The 19585-nt window shown below is 65.3% G+C and carries 15 protein-coding genes; 8 read left to right on the forward strand and 7 right to left on the reverse strand.

Annotation, left to right across the window (positions count from 1 at the left end; all coding sequences use genetic code 11):
• Positions 1–402: 402 nt before the first annotated feature.
• Positions 403–2457 carry a M23 family metallopeptidase gene (locus tag ACR652_RS02985; protein WP_434505034.1) on the forward strand — a complete coding sequence of 685 codons (2055 nt, stop codon included), beginning with the start codon at positions 403–405 and terminating at the stop codon, positions 2455–2457.
• Positions 2458–2470: 13 nt separating this feature from the next.
• Here ACR652_RS02985 and ACR652_RS02990 read toward each other — a convergent pair whose 3' ends face one another.
• On the reverse strand, positions 2471–2743 hold the full coding sequence (locus ACR652_RS02990) for a phosphopantetheine-binding protein (protein ID WP_434505035.1): 273 nt from the start codon (positions 2741–2743) through the stop codon (positions 2471–2473).
• Positions 2744–2876: 133 nt separating this feature from the next.
• Here ACR652_RS02990 and recQ point away from each other — a divergent pair, with 133 nt between their 5' ends.
• The 6 genes from recQ to ACR652_RS03020 all read left to right on the forward strand — a co-directional run bounded on the left by recQ (position 2877) and on the right by ACR652_RS03020 (position 10384).
• Positions 2877–4676 carry a DNA helicase RecQ gene (gene recQ / locus ACR652_RS02995; RefSeq protein ID WP_434505036.1) on the forward strand — a complete coding sequence of 600 codons (1800 nt, stop codon included), beginning with the start codon at positions 2877–2879 and terminating at the stop codon, positions 4674–4676.
• A gap of 68 nt (positions 4677–4744) precedes the next feature.
• Positions 4745–5350 (forward strand): glutathione S-transferase family protein, encoded by a 606-nt coding sequence (locus ACR652_RS03000; RefSeq protein ID WP_434505037.1) that lies wholly within the window; start codon positions 4745–4747, stop codon positions 5348–5350.
• Between the two features lie 183 nt (positions 5351–5533).
• Positions 5534–7975: a DNA topoisomerase (ATP-hydrolyzing) subunit B gene (gene gyrB, locus ACR652_RS03005; protein ID WP_434505038.1), complete on the forward strand. Its 2442-nt coding sequence runs from the start codon at positions 5534–5536 to the stop codon at positions 7973–7975.
• 29 nt (positions 7976–8004) lie between these two features.
• A complete protein-coding gene (locus ACR652_RS03010; protein ID WP_434505039.1) occupies positions 8005–8802 on the forward strand; it encodes a HEAT repeat domain-containing protein in 798 nt (265 codons plus the stop codon).
• The gene (locus tag ACR652_RS03015) at positions 8799–9077 is read left to right on the forward strand and encodes a (2Fe-2S) ferredoxin domain-containing protein (RefSeq protein ID WP_434505040.1); all 279 of its coding nucleotides are present in this window, start codon (positions 8799–8801) and stop codon (positions 9075–9077) included. Before ACR652_RS03010 ends, ACR652_RS03015 begins: the two co-directional genes overlap by 4 nt.
• A gap of 74 nt (positions 9078–9151) precedes the next feature.
• Positions 9152–10384 carry a L,D-transpeptidase family protein gene (locus ACR652_RS03020; RefSeq protein WP_434505041.1) on the forward strand — a complete coding sequence of 411 codons (1233 nt, stop codon included), beginning with the start codon at positions 9152–9154 and terminating at the stop codon, positions 10382–10384.
• 2 nt (positions 10385–10386) lie between these two features.
• Here ACR652_RS03020 and ACR652_RS03025 read toward each other — a convergent pair whose 3' ends face one another.
• Positions 10387–10857, reverse strand: a complete 471-nt coding sequence (locus ACR652_RS03025) for a DUF2269 family protein (protein ID WP_434505042.1) — start codon at positions 10855–10857, stop codon at positions 10387–10389.
• A gap of 1 nt (position 10858) precedes the next feature.
• The gene (locus tag ACR652_RS03030) at positions 10859–12112 is read right to left on the reverse strand and encodes an SDR family oxidoreductase (protein ID WP_434505043.1); all 1254 of its coding nucleotides are present in this window, start codon (positions 12110–12112) and stop codon (positions 10859–10861) included.
• A gap of 160 nt (positions 12113–12272) precedes the next feature.
• On the opposite strand from ACR652_RS03030, the gene hemW reads away from it, so the two are divergent.
• A complete protein-coding gene (hemW, locus tag ACR652_RS03035) occupies positions 12273–13439 on the forward strand; it encodes a radical SAM family heme chaperone HemW (protein ID WP_434505044.1) in 1167 nt (388 codons plus the stop codon).
• A gap of 45 nt (positions 13440–13484) precedes the next feature.
• Here hemW and ACR652_RS03040 read toward each other — a convergent pair whose 3' ends face one another.
• The 4 genes from ACR652_RS03040 to ligD form a co-directional block, all read right to left on the reverse strand.
• Positions 13485–14816: a hypothetical protein gene (locus tag ACR652_RS03040; protein WP_434505045.1), complete on the reverse strand. Its 1332-nt coding sequence runs from the start codon at positions 14814–14816 to the stop codon at positions 13485–13487.
• Positions 14817–15155: 339 nt separating this feature from the next.
• Positions 15156–15959: a hypothetical protein gene (locus ACR652_RS03045; RefSeq protein ID WP_434505046.1), complete on the reverse strand. Its 804-nt coding sequence runs from the start codon at positions 15957–15959 to the stop codon at positions 15156–15158.
• Positions 15960–16209: 250 nt separating this feature from the next.
• Entirely contained in the window at positions 16210–16995 is a 786-nt protein-coding gene (locus tag ACR652_RS03050; protein WP_434505047.1) for a hypothetical protein, read from the reverse strand.
• A 130-nt stretch (positions 16996–17125) separates the two neighbouring features.
• Positions 17126–19582, reverse strand: coding sequence for a DNA ligase D (gene ligD / locus ACR652_RS03055; protein ID WP_434505048.1), 2457 nt, complete (start codon positions 19580–19582; stop codon positions 17126–17128).
• Between the last annotated feature and the right edge of the window lie 3 nt (positions 19583–19585).

Consider the following 19585-nt stretch of genomic DNA (forward strand, 5'->3'; position numbering starts at 1 on the left):
CACTCCTCCGCACCCCGACCAAAATCCAGTCGAAGATCAACCAACCCCGTCAGGAGGCAGAGAAACGACCGCAGGCCCCGCTCTTCAGCAGCGCCGCCGTCGATGAATGCGTTATAGCCAGAGCCTCCCAGAGGGTCAACAAGACTTTCAAAAAACTTTCGAACTTTCTTCATGTATCCGCGCAAAGGCCCGGTTTTCTTGGGATACGCCTGTGGGTAAAGCTGTCGGCCGTGTTCCCTTGCGCCCCAAATGGGCCATAATGCGAAGGCTTCGTCCCTTGTGAGATATGGCGTTGCTTCGCGCCGTTTACGGGGAGCCGGCGCGCGGACATCACGTAAAGCGCTGCGCCCACCCGGAGTCGCTGCGTTCTCAAAACATCTTGAAAGGTAACGGCTCAGCTATATGCCTTTGCAAATGAACAGCCGTCTGGCGACGTCCGCTTCCGGCGGCTCGGACTGGCTCGACAGGGTCGATGAACCTGCAATTGAAGTCGACGGACGCCGCCACACGGCGGATGACCGCCGCCGGGTTTCCGCGCGATGGCTTTCGGGCACTGTGCTGACAGGCTTCTCCGGCGCGTTGCTGATCAGCGCGGCGGCCTACACCGCGCTCGACCAGCAGACCCGGTTCGCCGAGGCGCCGACCCGTGCGCAGGCCGCGCGCGCGCCAGAGGCGGAAGGCAATGTGGTCAATCCGAAAAAGGGCGACCGCATCATGCGCGCCGTCGACGTCGTCGCCGCCAAGCAGACGTTCCGCGCCGCCACCACCTCCAAATCCGGCGAGAAGGAAGTCGTGCGCACGCGCGCCTTCACCCATGTCGCGGCGACGCTTACGCTCTCGCCGACGAGCTTCGCGAGCGAAGTGCCCTCCTACAACCCGCTCAAGCTCGTCAGCGACGCCCGCGCGCCCGACAGCAACGGCGATTCGGACGTCGCGCTGGACGAGGCGGAAGTGTCCTTCGTCACGAAGGACCTTGGATCGGCTGAAATCGAGACGCAAAGCGCCCAGCTCTCATTCGACGAGGCCCAGGCGCAGGTGCTGGAGCAGGTGAAGAGCACATTGGCGGCCGGCCCGAAGGCCGCCCTGCCCCTGCCCGGCCAGCTTCTGCTGTCGCGCACCAGCCGCGCGGCCGGCATCGATCCGGGGGCTCTCGCCTATGCGACGCCCGGCGCGTCGCTCACCGCGCCCTTCTCCTCGATCGAGGTGCGCATGGTGCCCGAGAATGTCACCATCGCGCCGCGCGACACGCCGCAGCCGACGCAGATGGAGGAAAAGCTCGCCGTCGTGCGTCACAATGAAGGGCTGGAAGACATTCTGGCCGCGAATGGCGTGCCGCGCGCGCGCATCGCGGCGGCGGTCGCCGCCTACAAGGGAAAGCGCGATCCCGTGCGCGAAGGCCAGCGCGTCAAGCTGCTCTTCGCGGATTTCGACGGTTCGGGCAAAAACATGCAGCTCGCGCGCGTGTCGGTCTACAACGACGAGGAGCTGGAGTCGGTCGTCGCGGCCACGGACAAGGGAACCTTCGTGCAAACGCCGACCGGCCCCTCCAACGTCGCGCGACGCGGCGGCGCCAAGCGCAACAGCCCGGTTCTCGATGAGTTCGGCGACATCGAGGAAGATCCCGGCGCCATGCGCCTGTATGATTCTCTCTATGAGACGGCGCTGAAGCAGCAGATTCCCAAGCCGATCATCAATGAGCTGGTGCGCGTCTTCGCCAATGACGTGGACCTCCAGCGCGCCGTCTCCGGCGGGGACGCGCTCGACCTCTTCTACGATGAGCCGGAAGACGGGTCTGGCCCGGGCCGCGATTCGCTTCTTTATGCGTCGCTGTCGACGCGCGACGAGACCTATCGCTACTACCGCTTCCAGACGCCCGACGACGGCCTTGTCGATTATTATGACGAGAACGGCCGTTCGAGCCGCAAATTCCTTGTTCGCAAGCCCATCTCCATCGGCGAGACCCGTTCGGGCTTCGGCATGCGACGCCATCCGATCCTTGGATATTTCAAGATGCATACGGGCGTCGACTGGGCGGCGCCGATCGGCACGCCGATTCTCGCCGCCGGCAATGGCACGGTCATCAAGGCCCAGTGGGATTCGGGCTATGGCCGCCGCGTCGAAATCCAGCACGCGAACGGCTACATCACCACCTACAACCATATGTCCGGTTTTGCGCGCGGCATCACGGAAGGCGTGCGGGTCAAGCAGGGACAGGTTGTCGGCTTCCTCGGTTCGACGGGCCTTTCGACCGGCCCGCATCTGCACTACGAGGTCATGGTCAACGGTCATTTCGTCGATCCCATGCGCGTCAAGCTGGCGCGCACACGCGAGATCGAGGGCCGTATGCTGGCCGAGTTCAGGAAGGAGCGCGACCGCATCGACGGCCTGATGGCCAAGGCCCCCAACAGCAGCAAGGTCGCGTCGCGCGGCGCCACGGGCGCCACGGCGAGCCGGTAAGCCCCGCTGCTGTTCAGGCGGCCCGCTGGAGGCCCGAAGCCTCGCGCGGCGCGGCCCGGCGCTTTCCGACGGCCAGAGCGATCGCCTCCATCGTCGCCATGCTCTCGCGCTTGAGGGACTCGCGGGGAAATTCGACCCCGAAGGCGCGCTCCACCGCGAGGAGCAGGCGGATGGCGTCGAACGAGGTGAGGCCCAGCTCATAGAGATTGGCGCGCGGCGTCAGATGCGCCGCCGGAACGGCAAGCCCTGTTTCCCGCTCGATGAGTTTCCGAAGCGCCGTAAACATCTGTCCTCTCCTTGCGCCGCCAGAATGAGACGACCTTAGGCCGGATCGCCGGCCGCGCAGGTGCGGCGGCGCACATGACGCGCCGGACGAGGCCGTTGGCTCCCGGCCCCTCGCCTGTGCTATCCCTGCCCTCATGTCCACCCTCCCCGCGCAGGCGCGCGCGCTGCTCAAATCCGTTTTCGGCTACGATGACTTCCGGCCCGGACAGGCGGAGATCGTCGCGGCGGTGCTCGCGGGCGGCCCCGTTCTCGCGGTCATGCCGACGGGCAGCGGCAAATCCATGTGCTATCAGCTCCCGGCCATCCTCGAGGGCGCGCTCACGGTCGTCGTCTCGCCGCTCATCGCGCTCATGCGCGATCAGGTGCGCCAGATGCAGGCGCTCGGCGTTTCCGCCGCGACTCTCAATTCCGCGAACAGTCCGGCGGAAAACGACGAGGCGCGCCGCGCCATGCGCGATGGCGATCTGCGGCTGCTGTTCGTCTCTCCGGAACGGCTGCTCATGGACGGGCTGATCGCGGAGCTGCGGCGCGCGGCGCTCCGCCGTCTCGCGATCGACGAGGCGCATTGCGTCTCCGAATGGGGGCACGATTTCCGGCCCGAATATCGCGAAATCGGCCGCGCGGCGGAGGCGCTCGGCAATGTGCAGGTCATCGGCCTGACCGCCACCGCGGACGCCGCGACGCGCGACGACATTGCGCGCCGCCTGTTTCCCGCGCCGCCGCAGCTTTTCCTGCACAGTTTCGACCGGCCCAACATCGCGCTCAACTTTGCGGTGAAGGATCAGCCGCGACGGCAGTTGTCTCATTTTCTCGATCGTCACAAGGGCGAGAGCGGCATCGTTTATTGCTCGTCGCGCCAGCGCACCGAGGACCTTGCGCGCTATTTCGGCGAACAGGGCCATGACGCCCTCGCCTATCATGCCGGGCTCGATCAGGAGACCCGCAACCGCAATCAGGATCGTTTCCTGCGCGAAGACGGCGTCATCGCCGTGGCCACCATCGCCTTCGGCATGGGCGTCAACAAGCCGGACGTGCGCTTCGTCGCGCACGCCGACATGCCGTCTTCAGTGGAATCCTATTATCAGGAAATTGGCCGCGCCGGTCGCGACGGCCTGCCCGCCGATACGCTCACCCTCTACAGTCTCGACGACATGGCGTTTCGCCGCCGCCGCATCGACGAAAAGGAGATCGACGGGGACCGCCGCCGCGTCGAACACGCGCGCTTCGCCGCGCTCGCCATGCTGTGCGAGACGCCGCGATGCCGGCGCCAGACGCTGCTCGCCTATTTCGCGGAAGAGGCGCCGGCTTGCGGACGCTGCGACGTCTGTCAGGGGAAGGTCGCTGTCTTCGACGGCGTGATCCCTGCGCAGAAGGCGCTGTCCGCCGTCTATCGCACGGGCCAGCGATTCGGCTCCACGCATCTGGCCAGCGTGCTCGTTGGCGAGGCCACCGACGCCGTGCGGCGGCACGGGCACGACGCCATCAAGACCTTCGGCGTGGGCAAGGAACACACCCGGCAGGAATGGGCCTCGATCCTGCGCCAGCTCTTCGCCGCCGGAGCCTTGGAGACGGCGAGCGCCGAGCATGGCGGCTTCGCGCTGACGCCGAAAGGCGAGGATATTCTCTTCGGCCGGGAAACGATCCTGCTGCGCAGCGATCCGCTGACGCCGCGCGAGCGACGCCGCAAGGAGGTTGCGAGCCTCGACGAAGCGACCGACCAGATCCTCGCCGCGCTGAAGCGCAAGCGCCGCGAACTGGCGCAGGACGAAGGGGTTCCGGCCTATGTGATCTTCGCTGACCGGACGCTGATCGACATGGCGGAGAAGCGCCCCTCGACGCTCGACGACATGTTGCGCGTGCATGGCGTCGGCGAGCGCAAGGTGGCGCGCTATGGCGACGCGTTTCTGGACGCGCTGAACGAAGCGTTGGGCTGAACGGCCCCCTCGCCGCACGCCGCTGGCGCGCCGGTTGCACGTTTCCGCGCAACAGAAAGGCGGCAAACGTGAAATTCTACATGACGCCCGGCTCCTGCTCGACCGGCATCCACATCCTTCTCGAAGAAGTCGGCCTCGTTTTCGAAGCCCATGTGCTCAATCTCCCGCGCGGCGATCATCTCAGGCCAGATTATCTCGCCATCAACCCGCATGGCACGATCCCGACGCTGCTTCGCGACGACGGGACGGCGCTGACCGATTTCGTCGGCATTGCGACATGGCTTGCGCAAAATCACCCACGCCGAAAGCTCCTCCCCGAGGACCCCGCCCTGGCGGAGGAGGCAGGCGCCATCCTCGATTTCTGCACCCGGCACATCCATGGCGAGGGCTTTCGACGCGTCTTCACGCCGGAGCGTTACGCTGGCGACCGGGAGGCGACCATCGCCGAGGGGCGCGCCATCGCCGCCGCCGCCTTCGAGGCGATGAACAGCGTCCTGGCCGGGCGAGACTATGCCGTGGGCGCCTTTTCGATCGCCGACGCCGCGCTGTTCTATGTCGAGTTCTGGGCCGACAAGACCGGCATGACCTTGCCGCCAAATTGCGCAACACATTATCAGCGCATGAAAAAACGGCCTGCCGTGGCGCAGGTTCTGGCCGAGGAAGGCTATCGCTGACTTTGGCGCCGGCGGCCCGGAGCGAGGCCGCCGCGCGCCACGGCGGCGATCTTGAAGCCGGTTTACAATCAAATATTTGTAAACACTCAAAAACATCTTTTCCGGCGTGTATTTGCCTTGCAATCGCGCCTAAAATGCGATTTACGAATCACGAGGCCTTGGCCTTCGCAAAAAGCGGTTGAGATGAGCGAGAACGACAGACAAGACCCTGCTGAATATGGCGCCGAGTCGATCAAGGTGCTGCGCGGCCTCGACGCCGTGCGCAAGCGTCCCGGCATGTATATCGGCGACACGGATGACGGCACCGGCCTTCATCACATGGTCTATGAGGTCGTTGACAATGCGATCGACGAAGCGCTCGCCGGCCATGCGACGCGCGTCACCGTCACGCTCAACGCCGACGGCTCCTGCACCGTCACCGACAACGGCCGCGGCATCCCGACCGACATTCACCCCGAAGAGGGCGTCTCGGCGGGCGAAGTCATCATGACCCAGTTGCACGCGGGCGGAAAGTTCGACCAGAACTCCTACAAGGTTTCGGGCGGACTGCACGGCGTCGGCGTGTCGGTGGTCAATGCGCTGTCGGTCTGGCTCAAACTGCGCATCTGGCGGGCCGGCAAAGAACATTTCATGGAATTCGCCAATGGCGACGCGGTCGAGAAGCTGCGCGTCGTCGGCGACGCGCCAATCGAGAATGGCGCGCCCAAGCGCGGGACGGAAGTTACCTTCCTGCCCTCCTCCGTGACCTTCACCATGGTCGAATTCGACTATGCGACCATCGAGCACCGGCTGCGCGAGCTCGCCTTTCTCAACTCCGGCGTGCGCATCGTTCTGACCGACGCCCGCCACGCGGAAGTGAAGCGCGAGGAGCTATTCTACGAAGGCGGGCTGGAGGCTTTCGTGCGCTGGCTCGACCGCGCCAAGCAGCCGCTCGTTTCGGCGCCCATCATGATCAAGGGCCAGCGCGAGCACATCAGCGTCGAGGTCGCGCTGTGGTGGAACGACAGCTATCACGAGAATGTGCTGGCCTTCACCAACAACATCCCGCAACGCGACGGCGGCACGCATCTCGCCGGCTTCCGCGCGGCGCTGACGCGGCAGATCACCGGCTACGCCGACTCTTCCGGCCTCACCAAGCGCGAAAAAGTGGATCTTTCCGGCGACGACTGCCGCGAGGGGCTCACCTGCGTCTTGTCCGTAAAGGTCCCGGACCCTAAGTTCTCGTCTCAGACAAAAGACAAGCTGGTGTCGTCCGAAGTGCGTCCCGCGGTCGAAAATGTCATGAACGAGGTTTTGGGCCAGTGGCTCGAGGAGCACCCGGCCGAGGCGAAGAACGTCGTCTCCAAGGTGGTCGAGGCGGCCGCCGCCCGCGAGGCGGCGCGCAAGGCCCGCGAACTCACCCGCCGCAAGGGCGCGCTCGACGTCGCCAACCTGCCCGGCAAGCTCGCCGACTGCCAGGAGCGCGACCCGGCGAAGGCCGAACTCTTCATCGTCGAGGGCGACTCGGCCGGCGGCACCGCCAAGCAGGGCCGCAACCGCGCGTTTCAGGCGGTCCTGCCGTTGCGCGGCAAGATTCTCAATGTGGAGCGCGCGCGGTTCGACAAGATGCTGTCGTCGGAGCAGATCGGCACGCTGATCACGGCGCTCGGCACGGGCGTCGGGCGTGACGAGTTCAACGCCGACAAGCTGCGCTATCACAAGATTATCATCATGACCGACGCCGACGTCGACGGCGCCCACATCCGCACGCTGATCCTGACCTTCTTCTACCGGCAGATGCCGGAGCTGATCGACCGCGGCCATGTGTTCATCGCGCAGGCGCCGCTCTACAAGGTCTCCAAGGGCAAGTCGACGCAATATCTCAAGGATGAGCGCGCGCTCGAGGATTATCTGATCGACAGCCTGCTCGACGGCGCCGTGCTGCGCACGGGAACCGAAGACCGCGCCGGCGCCGATTTGCGCAAGGTGCTCGAAGACGCCCGCGCCTTCCGCGCCATCATGACGGCGCTGCACTCGCGCTACGACCGCGTCGTCGTCGAACAGGCGGCGATGGCGGGCGCGCTGGCGCCGCAGGCTGACGAGGCCGAAGCCGCGCGTCTGGCGGCGGTGGTCGCCCAACGTCTCGACGCCATCGCGGAAGAGACCGAACGCGGCTGGACCGGCGAGGTTCGCGAGGGCGGCCAGGGATATGAATTCATCTTCAAGCGCACGCTGCGCGGCGTGATGCAGGCCGTCGTGCTCGACGCCGCCATGCTGAATTCTTCCGAAGCCCGCAAGCTGCACGAACGCGCCGAGAGTCTGCGCGATATTTTCGCCGGCCCCGCGACGCTCATTCGCCGTGGCGACGAGGCGCAGCTCTCGGGGCCGATCGCGCTTTACGACGCCATGAGCCAGATCGGCCGCAAGGGCCTCACCATCCAGCGCTACAAGGGCCTCGGCGAGATGAACGCCGAGCAGCTCTGGGAGACGACCCTCGATCGGGACGCGCGCTCGCTGTTGCAGGTGAAAGTGAAGGAGGCCGCCGAGGCGGACGATATTTTTGTCAAGCTCATGGGCGACGTCGTCGAGCCGCGCCGCGAGTTCATCCACGAGAATGCACTGAATGTAGCCAACCTTGATGTGTGACGGAGGCTCGGCCCTCCGGGTGTGAGTCAATGAGAAGCGATGATAAGATTTCGAGTCTGTTCCAGCGCACGCTGGCCTGTGATTACGACGACGACGACGCATGGGAGGCGGTGAACGACCTCCGGTCCACAGGGTCCCGCGAGGTTTTCGAGTGGGCGGCGCGATGGCTGCAATCCGACAATGCGCTGGAGCGGGCGCGCGCGGCGGATATTCTGGGGCAGATCGGGGTCGGGGCGGGACGCCCACATGCCTTCCCCGCGGAATCCTGCAATTTGCTCATCGAGCTGCTTCACAAGGAGACGCATTCGCGCGCCGCCGCCTCCGCCATTGTCGCCCTCGGACATATCGAGGACCCTCGCGCGCTCCCCGTCATCTACAAATTCGTCACGCATGAGGACGCCGTGCTGCGGCACGCCGTCGCCTTCGCGCTCGGCTGTTTTGTCAGCGATCCGGTCAGCCATCCGGGACTGATGGTGCTGATGGGCGACGACGACGAGGACGTGCGCGACTGGGCGACCTTCAGCCTCGGAGTCTGGGGAGACCTCGACTCCGCCCGGGTGCGCGACGCGCTGGCGCGGCGGCTCGGAGACTCTTTCGAGAACGTCCGCCTGGAAGCGATCGCGGGACTCGCCAAGCGCGGCGACCGGCGCGTGCTTCCCGTGCTGATCGAAAGCCTCGACGATCCGGACGATCCGGACTCGAAACTCATCGAGGCCGCCTGCGCCCTGCTCGCCTTCGTGCGCGAACCCGGCGGATGGACCGGACAGGATTACGCCAACGCCCTGCGACAGCGCTTCCGCGACCAGGTCGCGCCGATCTGGCAATGACGGGGAGCGAGCCGGTCCGTCTTCTTGTCTGCGTGGGTCCGCGCTGCGACGCCGAAGGACGCGGCCGGGCCTTGCTGGCCGAGGTTCAGGGGGCCGCCAAAGCCGCCTGTTCCGAGGCGCTGGCCGATGGGCGGCTGAAGATCGCGACGCGCGACTGTCTCCGGCTCTGCACACGCGACCCCGTGGTGCGGCTGGAACCCTCCGGCGACGCCTTCGCCGATCCGGACATGGACGATTTGTTGCAGGAAATCAGGACGGCGCTGCGTCAGGGCTGACCGGCCCGGAAGCCGCGCTAATTATGTCGGCTCAAGGCCGGCGGCCGCGACGCCGGCGCAGCGAGCCGCCCATCATGACAATGACGCTTCACGCCTCAGCTCTCCGGCTGATGACAGCCGCCGTTTTCTTTCTCCCGCTGTCCGCCGCACGGGCCGTCGAGCCTGCCGACGAGCCCCCGGCCGCGAGCGCGCCAGCGGACCAGGCCCCGAGCTATGGGCGAGAGACGCAACGCGCCACCCTCGACGCCGCGCGCCGCTACGCGGATATCGCCGCCTCGGGCGGCTGGCCCAGGATCGCGCATCCGCTCGGCCCGAAATCACAGGGCAAGCCCGTCGAGGCGCTGCGACGCCGGCTGGCGCTCGAAGGCTATCTGACCGAGGACGAGGCCCACGACGGCGGCGGCGAGTGGGACGATGCGCTCGTGGACGCCGTGAAGCGATTCCAGGCGAATATGGGGCTGGAACAGACAGGCGACGTGTCGCGCGCGACCCTGCGCGAACTGAATGCGCCGCCGGCCGCGCGCGCCCGCGCGCTCCAGGCGTCCGCCGAACGCCTGTCGAGAATGCGCTTCCGCTTCGGCGATCGCTATGTCGCCGTGAACATCCCCGCGACCTCCGTCGAAGCCGTCGAGGGAGACGAGCTGCACGCGCATTACACCGCCATCGTCGGCGGCAAGAAGGACCCCTCGCCTCAGATCGTGGCGCGGATCGTCACCATCGACGTCAATCCGGCCTGGACCGTGCCGGCGACGATCATCCGCAAGGAATTTCTGCCCAAGCTGAAACGAAATCCCGCTTTCCTCGCGCGTCAGCACATCAGGGTGCTTGACGGGCGCGGGCATGAAATCAATCCCGCCAGACTCCGCCGTCTTTCAGCCGCCCGCGCGGCAAGGTTCACCTTCCGGCAGGACCCCGGCCCCCACAATTCGCTGGGCTCGCTGCGCATCTCCATGCCCAACAAGGACGCGGTGTATATGCACGATACGCCGACGAAGCAGCTCTTCGATCGGGACTATCGCTTCCTGTCCCATGGCTGCGTGCGCGTCGAGGGCGTCTATGACCTCGCCGCCTGGCTGCTCGGCCCCAACCAGAGAGGATGGGACAAGGCGGCGCTACGCGACCTGGTTGAGGAAGGCCGCACGGAGAAGATCAAATTGCGCCACCCCACCCCCGTCGCCTGGGTCTATATGACCGGCTGGGCGACCGGCGACGGCCCGGCGCATTTCCGCCGCGACATCTACGACCTGGACAGGGGCGCCCAGCCGCCGCGGGGCGGGCGCGGCGAGGGAGGCGTGGCCATCCGGTAGGATCAAAATTGCGGCTTCGCCACCATCAGCCAGAAAATGCCCAGCATGGCGGTGAACGCCGGCCAGCCCAGCGCGAACCACCACCGGAAGCAGCGCCTGTATTCGGGCGGCAGGGGCGCGCCGCTTTCGAGGCAGGTCTCGGCGATGCGGGCCATCCGAACCTGTAGCCAGACCACCGGAAGCCAGCAGGCGCCGACGAAAATGTAAAGCGCGATGGAGGCGAGGATCCAGTGGCTGTCCAGCGGCCAGCCTTCCTCCCGCGCGAGGGCGACGCCGGTCAGCGGCTGGATGATCACCGCCGGGGTCGTGAAAATCCAGTCGGCGAGCACGACATTTTTGTCGCCGGCGACAATGGCGCGCAGGTCGCCGCGCAGATTCGTCATCAGCCCGTGGAAGGCGGTGCCGAGCCCGGTGCCGAACAGCACGGTCGAACTCAGAATATGAATCCACTTCAAAACGGTGACGTCGAACATGTCAGTCGGCCTCCAGCGCGATCATCACCAGGATCGCCGCGGCAATAGGAAGATTCTTGAGAATCGGCGCAAAGGGATGCAGCCAGTAGTCTCCGGGCAGGCCGATCGCGAGCAAGGTAAAGGCGGCCATGCTCGCGAGCTGGAGCCAGCCGATCAGAACGGGCCGGAAGCGGCGGAGCAAGAGAAGGCCGAGGATCAGGTCGAGCGCCGCGCCGCCATAGAGCGCCATCGCGGCGACCGCGCCGCTCAGTCCGATGGCGGCGAGCAGCTCGTAGCTCTTCTCGATTGGGTACAGGCCGAAAGACAGCAGGCCAGTCATGATCCACAGGAGCGCCAGGCTCCAGCGCAGCAGGGGCTTGAGGAAAAACAGGCGCGCGCCCATGCGGTCGGCGTCCGAGGCCGGCTCCTCGGCGAGGGCGGCGCGGATGCTGCGCGGCGGCCGCCCCAGCGCCGCCGTCAGCGCTCTCGGGTCCGAAACATTGCCGCCTGCGAGCATTTTCATCACATCGGGATTGAGCGGCCCGTTCGTGAAGCGCCCGCCCATCTCCGTGGCGATCTCGAACAGGCGGTCGGGTATGCGCACGGACCCCGTGGGCGGCAGCCGCAGCCACGCCCGCAGGATGCGGGTCAGCTCATAGGCTGTCATCGGCTCCGGCCCGACGACGTCGATCATGCGGGACGAGTCTCCCCCTTCCGCCAGTCGCGCCACGAGCTGTGCGAGATCGTCCACATGGACCGGCTGAAACAGCCAGTCGTCGCGCCCGATACGGGGCAATATCGGCAAGGCGGCGGTCGCCAGCAGCCAGCTCGTGCTGGCGCCGCCGCGCCCCACCACCACCGACGGGCGCAGGACGCGCCAGTCGAGCCGTTCGCCATGCGAATCGGCGTCCGTAAAAAACGCCTCGGACGCGCCCTTGCTGCGCTGATAATCCGTCTCGCCCTGCGGCGCGGCCCCCAGCGCCGAAATATGGATGAGGCGGCGGACGCCGGCGTCGATGCAGGCCGAGAAAAGCCGCATGGCCCCCTCGCCATGGACGGCGTCCATGGTGTTGGCGCCCACGTCGCGCACCAGACCGGCGCAATTGACGACGACGTCGAAGCCCGCGACCTTGACCCCCAGCCTGGCCTCGTCGTCGCGGGCGAGGTCGACCTCATGGCGCCCGGCGGCCATGATCGAATGGCCCGCCGCCGCCAGCCGCCCGGCGATATGGCGGCCGATGAAGCCGGTTCCGCCGACAATGAGGATCCGGCTCAAGGAGGTCTCCTTTTGCAGCAAGCCCTTAACCGTCGCTGTGACGCTCTGGCGGCTCAGGCAGGCGGGAGGCGCTCAGCCTGTCCGCCTGGCCCGACTGGGAAATATAGGGGCCGGAGCGTCCACGCCCTGCGTTTCCGCCAATTTCGTGCGATATAGGAGCATGGCGACGATTCGGAATGCTTTTGACCCGGGCTTCGGCGTTTACGTCCACTGGCCGTTCTGCCTGTCGAAATGCCCCTACTGCGACTTCAACAGCCACGTCCGCCGCGGCGACGTGGACGAGGACCGTTTTGTCGAGGCCTTCGCCGTGGAGCTGGCCCATCGGGCCCGCCTCACGCCGGGCCGCGAAGTGCGTTCGGTCTTCTTCGGCGGCGGCACCCCCTCGCTGATGTCGCCCTCGACCGCCGAGGCGATCCTCGGACAGATCGCCCGCCACTGGACCATGGCCAGGGACGTCGAGATCACGCTCGAAGCCAATCCGACGAGCGTGGAGGCCTCGCGCTTCCGGGGCTTCAAGGCGGCCGGGATCAACCGCGTGTCGCTCGGCGTGCAGGCCCTGAACGACATCGACCTGAAAGGGCTCGGGCGCCAGCATTCGGTCGCCGAGGCGCTGATGGCGGTCGACATCGCCAATCAGGTTTTCGAGCGCACCTCTTTCGATCTCATTTACGGCCGCGCCGGCCAGACGCCCGCCGCCTGGCGCAAGGAGCTCGATCTCGCGCTCGCCCGCGGCCCGGAGCATGTCTCGCTCTATCAGCTCACCATCGAGCCGGACACCATGTTCGAGCGCATGGTGAACACCGGCAAGATGACAATTCCCGACGCCGACACCCAGCGCGCCCTGTGGGATGTGACGCAGGAGGTTACGGCCCGCCACGGCCTGCCCGCCTATGAGGTCTCGAACCACGCCCGCCCCGGCGCGGAGTGCCGGCACAATCTCGTCTATTGGCGTTACGGCGAATATGCGGGCGTCGGCCCCGGCGCCCATGGCCGCATCGTCACCTCGCGCGGCCGCCGGGCGCAGGCCTGCGAGCGTCATCCGGAAATGTGGCTCACCTGCGTGGAGACCGAAGGGCACGGCCTCGTCGAGGACGAACTGCTCAACGCCGAGCAGGAAGGCGACGAGTTCCTGCTGATGGGCCTCCGCCTGCGCGAGGGCATCGATCCGCAGCGCTATTTCCTGCTCACCGGCAGGAAGCTGGCGCCCTCGCGGATCAGCGAACTCGTCGGCGATGGGCTCGTCGAGGTGACGCGCGAAAACCGCCTGCGGGTGAGTTCCGAGGGCTTCCCGGTTCTCGACGCCGTGGTGGCGGATCTGGCGGCCTGATCGGGCCGCGCCCCGCGCAAGCCCCGGGGAGCGCCGCCGCGAACCTTACCCGTCCCCGTTGAAGGCGCGGTCGAACTCCTGGAGAATGATTGCGTCGAGCAGCTCATCGGTCAACCCGGGGAGCCTCGACACGCGCTCCATGACGTTGGCGATCATGTCCCCCACCACTGCGGCGAGGGCAGGAACATCGTAATCAGCCTTCTGGCTCACGAGAAGATTCACACGGAACTGAACATTCGCTTCAAGCATGTCGCGCGGAAGCAAACTGAGGGGGAAACCCCGAACGGAAGACGAAGTGTCTGCGTCTGCCTCATCGCGTGCGTCAAACGCCTCCGCTGCACATTGATCCAGCGTCGTGTCGACGTCCGACGTCATTAACTTGACCGCCGCGAGAGCGGCGATACGATCGAGACTGTGGCCCCCCGCAGACAAGGCCGATCGATAAGGCGCCAGGGCGTCGTTCAATCGCTCGATGCTGTCGCCGACGATGATCGTCAGGAGCGACAGGAAGTCCTGGTGATCCATCCGACGAGAGGCGGCGTCCAGCATCTGCAGCGTCACAAGCATGACGACAGCGTCATGAAATCCCCCCGGATCAACGCCCCTCTCGCGGAGAAAAGCCGTCGCGCTGGCCATCAGCTCGTCCATAGGCGAAATTTGAGCCATGGCGTCGAGCAGTTGAGTGAGGGCCGGCGAGCGGCTGCCAGCGTTGCCGGAAACGCTCGCGTTGTTGTGCGAGACGTTGGCGTTATTGTGAGAGATGCCGGCGTCGCTGTGCGTATCGTTGTTATCGCCGCCCCAGGGGATGTATGGGATCGGCGTGTCGTCGTCATCGCCCTGGTAGAAGAGCGAGCTCAACCAATGCGTCACGCCGCCGAGAATTGAGGCAAGGGAGCCTCCTTCCCGATTGCGTTCTTCGTTATGAGCTTTCGCCTCAGGCGCTGGCAAGGGAGAGGGAGAGGGAGAGGCGTCAACCAACCCCGTTTCGACCTCCGCTACCGGGACCGACCCCGGAGACCCGAAGAGTGCGGTTGCGCCATCATCACGCCGTGGTCGCGCGGAAGACGATGTTCCTTTTGTCTTCGTGGCTTCCCCATCGGCGTCTGATCGGCTGTCTTCCAAGGCGTGATCGCCATCGAGCTCTTCACCCTCGCTCTGCATTGGCGTCAGGAATTGAGCGTCCTCCGTGTCCGTCAGGCTATGATAAGCGTCCGTGGAAAAGCTATGGAAATCCGTAGTATCGTCTTCTTGATCTGCGCTGCTTTCAAGAGAGCTCGTGGACGAGCGCCCGCCCTGCGCGACGACGTAATGGGACAGGCTGGTGTTGTCATCCTCCTGTCTCTCCGTCAGCGCTCGACCGAAGGGCGCTCGCTTCATTGCTGGTTGGCATGAGATCGGACTGGTTTTGCGGGACTGCGGCGCTCTCGCGAGAGCGTGGCGCCGAGATGACAACACCCTCTTGCGTTGGATGAGCGCCAATCACCGGCGGCTGCTCCTGTGTCTCAGCGTCGCAGCTGCGATCGAAGCCTCTCAGACGATTGCTATCCAGGCGGAAATTGCTGTCGGACATGGCCCCGTTCTTTCGGAAGTTTGGTCGCCCTGAGATCGCCTCCGGCACAGCATCAGCGCGGAAACGGATTGCCCCTCTCTTGATTGCTGGATCAAGAGTCCATGCGTCTTTGCGTAAAATGCAGGCGCAAGGCGCGCCTGCGGCGGCTAGAGCATGAACATGTCTCTGGCGGCCTGCAGCGAATCCTGGACAATTCTATTGTATTGCTCGCTGGTCACCTGCTTTCCCTCGAAGTCGCCGAGGGAACTTTTCACGAAAATCGCCGCGTACTGGATGATGTCGTTCACATGAGGATCATCTCGATCCTTTTGTGTCATTTTCTTCCCGATATCCTCTTTGATCTGATGATCGTCCACATTGCCCGTCGGCGCTGATGCGGACTTCCAGAAGTAGCTCATCAGCGCCGAGGCGCCATAATGCACCCAGCCCACCAGGCCGGACTGCGCGCCCGCATGCGCCGGTGGGGTCGGGTCGGGCTGAACTGAAACCGGAGGTGACGCGCCTCCGTTATTGCTCACTCCAGCCCAATGCGTCTCGGGGACCTCTTCAACCGTTACGCCCGATTGCGCCCATGTCTCTGGCGGCGGCGGCGCGTAAACCTTTACTGAAAACTGCGTCTCCTCATGAGCGGCGTTCGACGACGCAGCGTTGGACGCGCCACGGTACGGTTGTGCTTGTTGCAGTCGCACCGTCCCAAACGATGCGAAGTTTCCGAAATTCGACGAATTCCCCGAGTTGTCCTGCAACTCCCGATCATAATCGGCGCCATACAGTGTGGCTCCCAAGAACTGCGCGAGCCCTTCGACCACCTTGTCGCTATCCAGCGTGACTGTCGCGTTCGTCGTCGGATTGACGCCTGCCCCCTGCCCCGTCTCCTCTGGAGCAGGCGAATTTCCAAGCCGTCCAAGCGCTCGCTGCAAATCTCCGGGATGGTTATTATGAATAGACACAGCCCCCTCCCTCGAAGAGTAATCCTCCGGCTCCGTGTCGCGCGTGACCTTTCAAGCCATGGATGAGCTTAACCTCGACCGAGACAGGTCGGGCTGATAAAAGTCACGAAAAGAAAACGATCGACAAAAATAAATTGCGCGGACGCCCGCGACAGTTGGCGCCTGTCTCGGGACACGCCGCGCAGATTGCATCATTCACGCTGACAGACCGCCCGACGCGCCAGCGGCGGTGGCCGCGAACGCGCGGCTGCTAATCCTTCTTTTTGTCGTCGGGACGGGCGGGCTCCTTCTTCTCCGGCTCCTTCTTGGCAGGCTCCTTTTGCTCGACGGAAGCGTCCGACCTGTCTTCGGATTCGCTGGCGGCGTCGAGCCCATCAAACTCCCCGTCTTCGATCTGTAGGTCTCTGTTGTTCGTTGCGCTGTCCGGCCATGTCGATGGTCCCATGAACCCCGGCCCGGAGATCGGGGGAAGCCCTGCTTTCCGTCGCTCCTCCAGAAGCTTCGCATGGTCGGCCGCCGCCTTGGCCCTGTGAAACAGATCGTCCTCGCTGCTCGCGTCGTCGGGATGACTGTTATTGTAACTCTTGTTGTGTTTTGCTTTCACAGAACCGTGGTTGCCCGAGGACAGTCTCTTGAACACCTTGGCGACGCTCTTGACCACACCCCCCAGCGACAGGCCCTTGTTTCGGTTTTTCATTGGCATGACGTCGATCGTTTGCGCGTCATCCTGTTGCGCGTTATTTGCCGAAAATTGGGACGAATTCTCCAAAGAGCGCTTGCTTACGGACACCTGCGAAATGAGCCGCTGCGTGAGTGGACTCTGCCCTTGCTGCGCGATCTGCTGATCGAGACGATCGGCCTCGGCGCTGTGTTCTTTTATCTCCGCGACCATCGAGTTGTTGGATGCGCCGCCGACGATAATGGCGTTATTACTGGTCGGATGCCTGCCTGTAGAGGACGTTGAGCTTTCCGAGTCCTCGTCAGAGGGCGCGCCGCCATGTTGCCGGACCGAATTGTTGTTGTTGATGAACGACATTTCGAGAACTCCCTGAAAAATTATTCTCGCCTTCTCCCAACGGACGACGCGCCGCCATCATGGGGACAAAGCGCCGCGTCGTCACTCAACCCAAGGGAGCAAGCGTGGCGCAGAACGGTAGGGCGTGTCCTCAGCGCGCCTGCTCGCGCATGAAGGCCAGAGCGCCCGCCGCGATCGTCTGGCGCGCATCAAAGAAGCCGCGCCATTCGTTCTTGATTTGCAGGGCGCTGCGAAGATCGAAGGCGTTGGCGCGCTCCACCGACTCCAGCGTCTTCCATGACAAGGGCGCCGCCACCGTCGCGCCCGGCCGCGCGCGCAGCGACCAGGGGAGGATCGCGGTCGCTGTCTTCTTGTTGCGCAGCCAGTCGATGAAGATGCGACCCGCGCGGCGCCGCTTGCTCATATTGGCGACGAAGCGTTTCGGCTCCTGCCGCGCCAGCCCGCGCGCGAAGCCCTCGGCGAAAACCTCCGTATCCGCATAGGCAAGAGAACGGTCGAGCGGCAGGACGACATGGACGCCCTTGCCGCCGGTAACCATCGGCCAGCTTTTCAGTCCGATCTCCGCAAGATAATCGCGCAGATCGGCGGCGGCCTTCCGCACCTCCGCGAAGGGAAGGTCTTCGTCCGGATCGAGATCGAATACCATTCTGTCCGGCCGGTCGAGATCGCTCGCCAGCGACATCCAGCCATGAATTTCGATTGCGCCGAATTGCGCCGCGGTGTGCAGACCGAGCGCGCCGTCGAGCGCGATATAGGGCTCGTCGTCGTCCGGCACTTTCAAAATGCCCCTGGTCATGCCCTTCAGCGGGTGGCGCTGGAAGAACAACTCGCTGACCGTCTCGGGCGCGCGCAACAGGCTGATCGGCCTGTCGGCGAGATGCGGCGCCATGCGCGGCGCGACGGCGTCATAGTAGTCAGCGATCTGCCCTTTGGTGACGCCATCGGCGGGAAAGACGATCCGGCTCGCATGGGTGACGCGGGTCAGTTTCGGGGCCTCGGCGCTCTCCTGTTTTTGCGCTGCGCGCAAATCCTCGCGCACGCCAATGAACCGCGCCTGTCGCATTTGTCCGTCCATGGTCCAGCCGCCGAAGCGCACTTCCGCCGGAAACGGATGTTCCAGAAAGACGGCGCCCCTGGGAATGGCGTTCGCGGCAAGAAGGTCATAGGGGGGCTTGCCGCGCGCGCGCTTTGCCAGCAGAGGCGCGAGCGTCCGTCTCATCTGCGCCCCATAGCCCGTGCCGATGCGCCCGACATAGCGCAGGCCGTCCGGCGTGTCCTTCGCCGCCACAAGAGAAGCGAAGGACTCGCCCTTCTCGGATGGACGATAACCGACGATCATCACATCCTCGCGGAAATCGCCCTTGATCTTTTGCCAGTCCGGGAAGCGCCCGCTGCGATAGGGCGCGTCGGCGCGTTTGGCGATGATCCCTTCCGCGCCCGCCTCCGTCGCCTGCCGGAACACGGCGGCGCCGTCGCTCTCGATATAGTCGCCATAGCGGATCGCGCCCGCGCTGCTCGCCAGCAGCTTTTTCAACTGCGCCTTGCGCTCGCGCAGCGGCTGCTTGCGTAGATCAACGTCGTCGAGCACGAGCAGATCGAACGCGACGAACTCCACGCGCTCGCTGCGGCCGGCCTCGAGCGCCGAGACGAGCATGGCGAAATCCGACAGGCCCTTCTCGTCGAACACGACCGCTTCGCCGTCGAGCAGCGCATTGCGACAGGGCAGCGCGAAGGCGGCGCGCGCCAGTCCCGGAAAGCGGTTGGTCCAGTCGAGACCGGACCGCGTGTAGACGACCGCGCCGTCGGCGCCGGTGGCGAGTTCCAGACGGTAGCCGTCATATTTGAGCTCGAAGATCCAATCGGCGCCGGTCGGCGGCTGCTCCGACGTCTCACAGAGTTGCGGCGAGACAAATTTGGGCGTTGGCGCGCTCGCCAATGGCCTGTCGGACCAATAGGCTTTCCGGGCGCGCGCCGCCGGCGCCTTGCGGCGCCTGGCCTTCGCGCCGCGCTCGATCTCGTCGCGCGTGCGCCCGGTCGCGACGCTGGTCTCGAAACGCGCCGGAAGATCGCCGTCGCTTTCGGCGAAAGCGTCGCGCTCCTTGATCAGGAGCCAGTTCTCCGCTTTCTCGCGCGACTTCATGCGCACGAGCACCCAGCCGCCGCGCATGCGTTCGCCATCGGCCTGGAACTTGATCTCGCCCTTCTCCAGCGCCGCCAAGGGATCGCCGTTCTCGGGCGCATAGGTTGCGTCCTCCCACAGCATCACCGTGCCGCCGCCATACTCGCCCTTCGGGATCAGCCCTTCGAAGTCGCCATAGTCGAGCGGATGATCCTCCGTGCGCACGGCCAGACGCTTGTCGGCGGGGTTGCTGGAGGGGCCGCGGGTCACGGCCCAGCTCTTCAGCACGCCGTCCATCTCGAGACGAAGATCGAAATGCTCTCGGCGCGCGAAGTGGCGCTGCACGACAAGGCGCGGCGCCGCGCCCCGCGACACGCCGCCCTGCGGCTCCGGCGTCAGTGAAAAGTCGCGCCGGGCGCGATAGGCGGCGAGCGCGTCTTCGTCCCTGCCCCGGGCGCGCGCGGCCATGGC

The sequence above is a fragment of the Methylocystis sp. genome (assembly GCF_051061225.1).
GTDB lineage: Bacteria > Pseudomonadota > Alphaproteobacteria > Rhizobiales > Beijerinckiaceae > Methylocystis.

What these genes read in the sequence shown, in the direction of transcription:
- ACR652_RS02985 (WP_434505034.1), top strand. Translation starts at nt 403, where the DNA reads ATGCCTTTGCAAATGAACAGCCGTCTGGCGACGTCCGCTTCCGGCGGC.
- ACR652_RS02990 (WP_434505035.1), bottom strand. Translation starts at nt 2,743, where the DNA reads ATGTTTACGGCGCTTCGGAAACTCATCGAGCGGGAAACAGGGCTTGCC.
- recQ (WP_434505036.1), top strand. Translation starts at nt 2,877, where the DNA reads ATGTCCACCCTCCCCGCGCAGGCGCGCGCGCTGCTCAAATCCGTTTTC.
- gyrB (WP_434505038.1), top strand. Translation starts at nt 5,534, where the DNA reads ATGAGCGAGAACGACAGACAAGACCCTGCTGAATATGGCGCCGAGTCG.
- ACR652_RS03010 (WP_434505039.1), top strand. Translation starts at nt 8,005, where the DNA reads ATGAGAAGCGATGATAAGATTTCGAGTCTGTTCCAGCGCACGCTGGCC.
- ACR652_RS03015 (WP_434505040.1), top strand. Translation starts at nt 8,799, where the DNA reads ATGACGGGGAGCGAGCCGGTCCGTCTTCTTGTCTGCGTGGGTCCGCGC.
- ACR652_RS03020 (WP_434505041.1), top strand. Translation starts at nt 9,152, where the DNA reads ATGACAATGACGCTTCACGCCTCAGCTCTCCGGCTGATGACAGCCGCC.
- ACR652_RS03025 (WP_434505042.1), bottom strand. Translation starts at nt 10,857, where the DNA reads ATGTTCGACGTCACCGTTTTGAAGTGGATTCATATTCTGAGTTCGACC.
- hemW (WP_434505044.1), top strand. Translation starts at nt 12,273, where the DNA reads ATGGCGACGATTCGGAATGCTTTTGACCCGGGCTTCGGCGTTTACGTC.
- ACR652_RS03040 (WP_434505045.1), bottom strand. Translation starts at nt 14,816, where the DNA reads ATGAAGCGAGCGCCCTTCGGTCGAGCGCTGACGGAGAGACAGGAGGAT.
- ACR652_RS03050 (WP_434505047.1), bottom strand. Translation starts at nt 16,995, where the DNA reads ATGTCGTTCATCAACAACAACAATTCGGTCCGGCAACATGGCGGCGCG.
- ligD (WP_434505048.1), bottom strand. Translation starts at nt 19,582, where the DNA reads ATGGCCGCGCGCGCCCGGGGCAGGGACGAAGACGCGCTCGCCGCCTAT.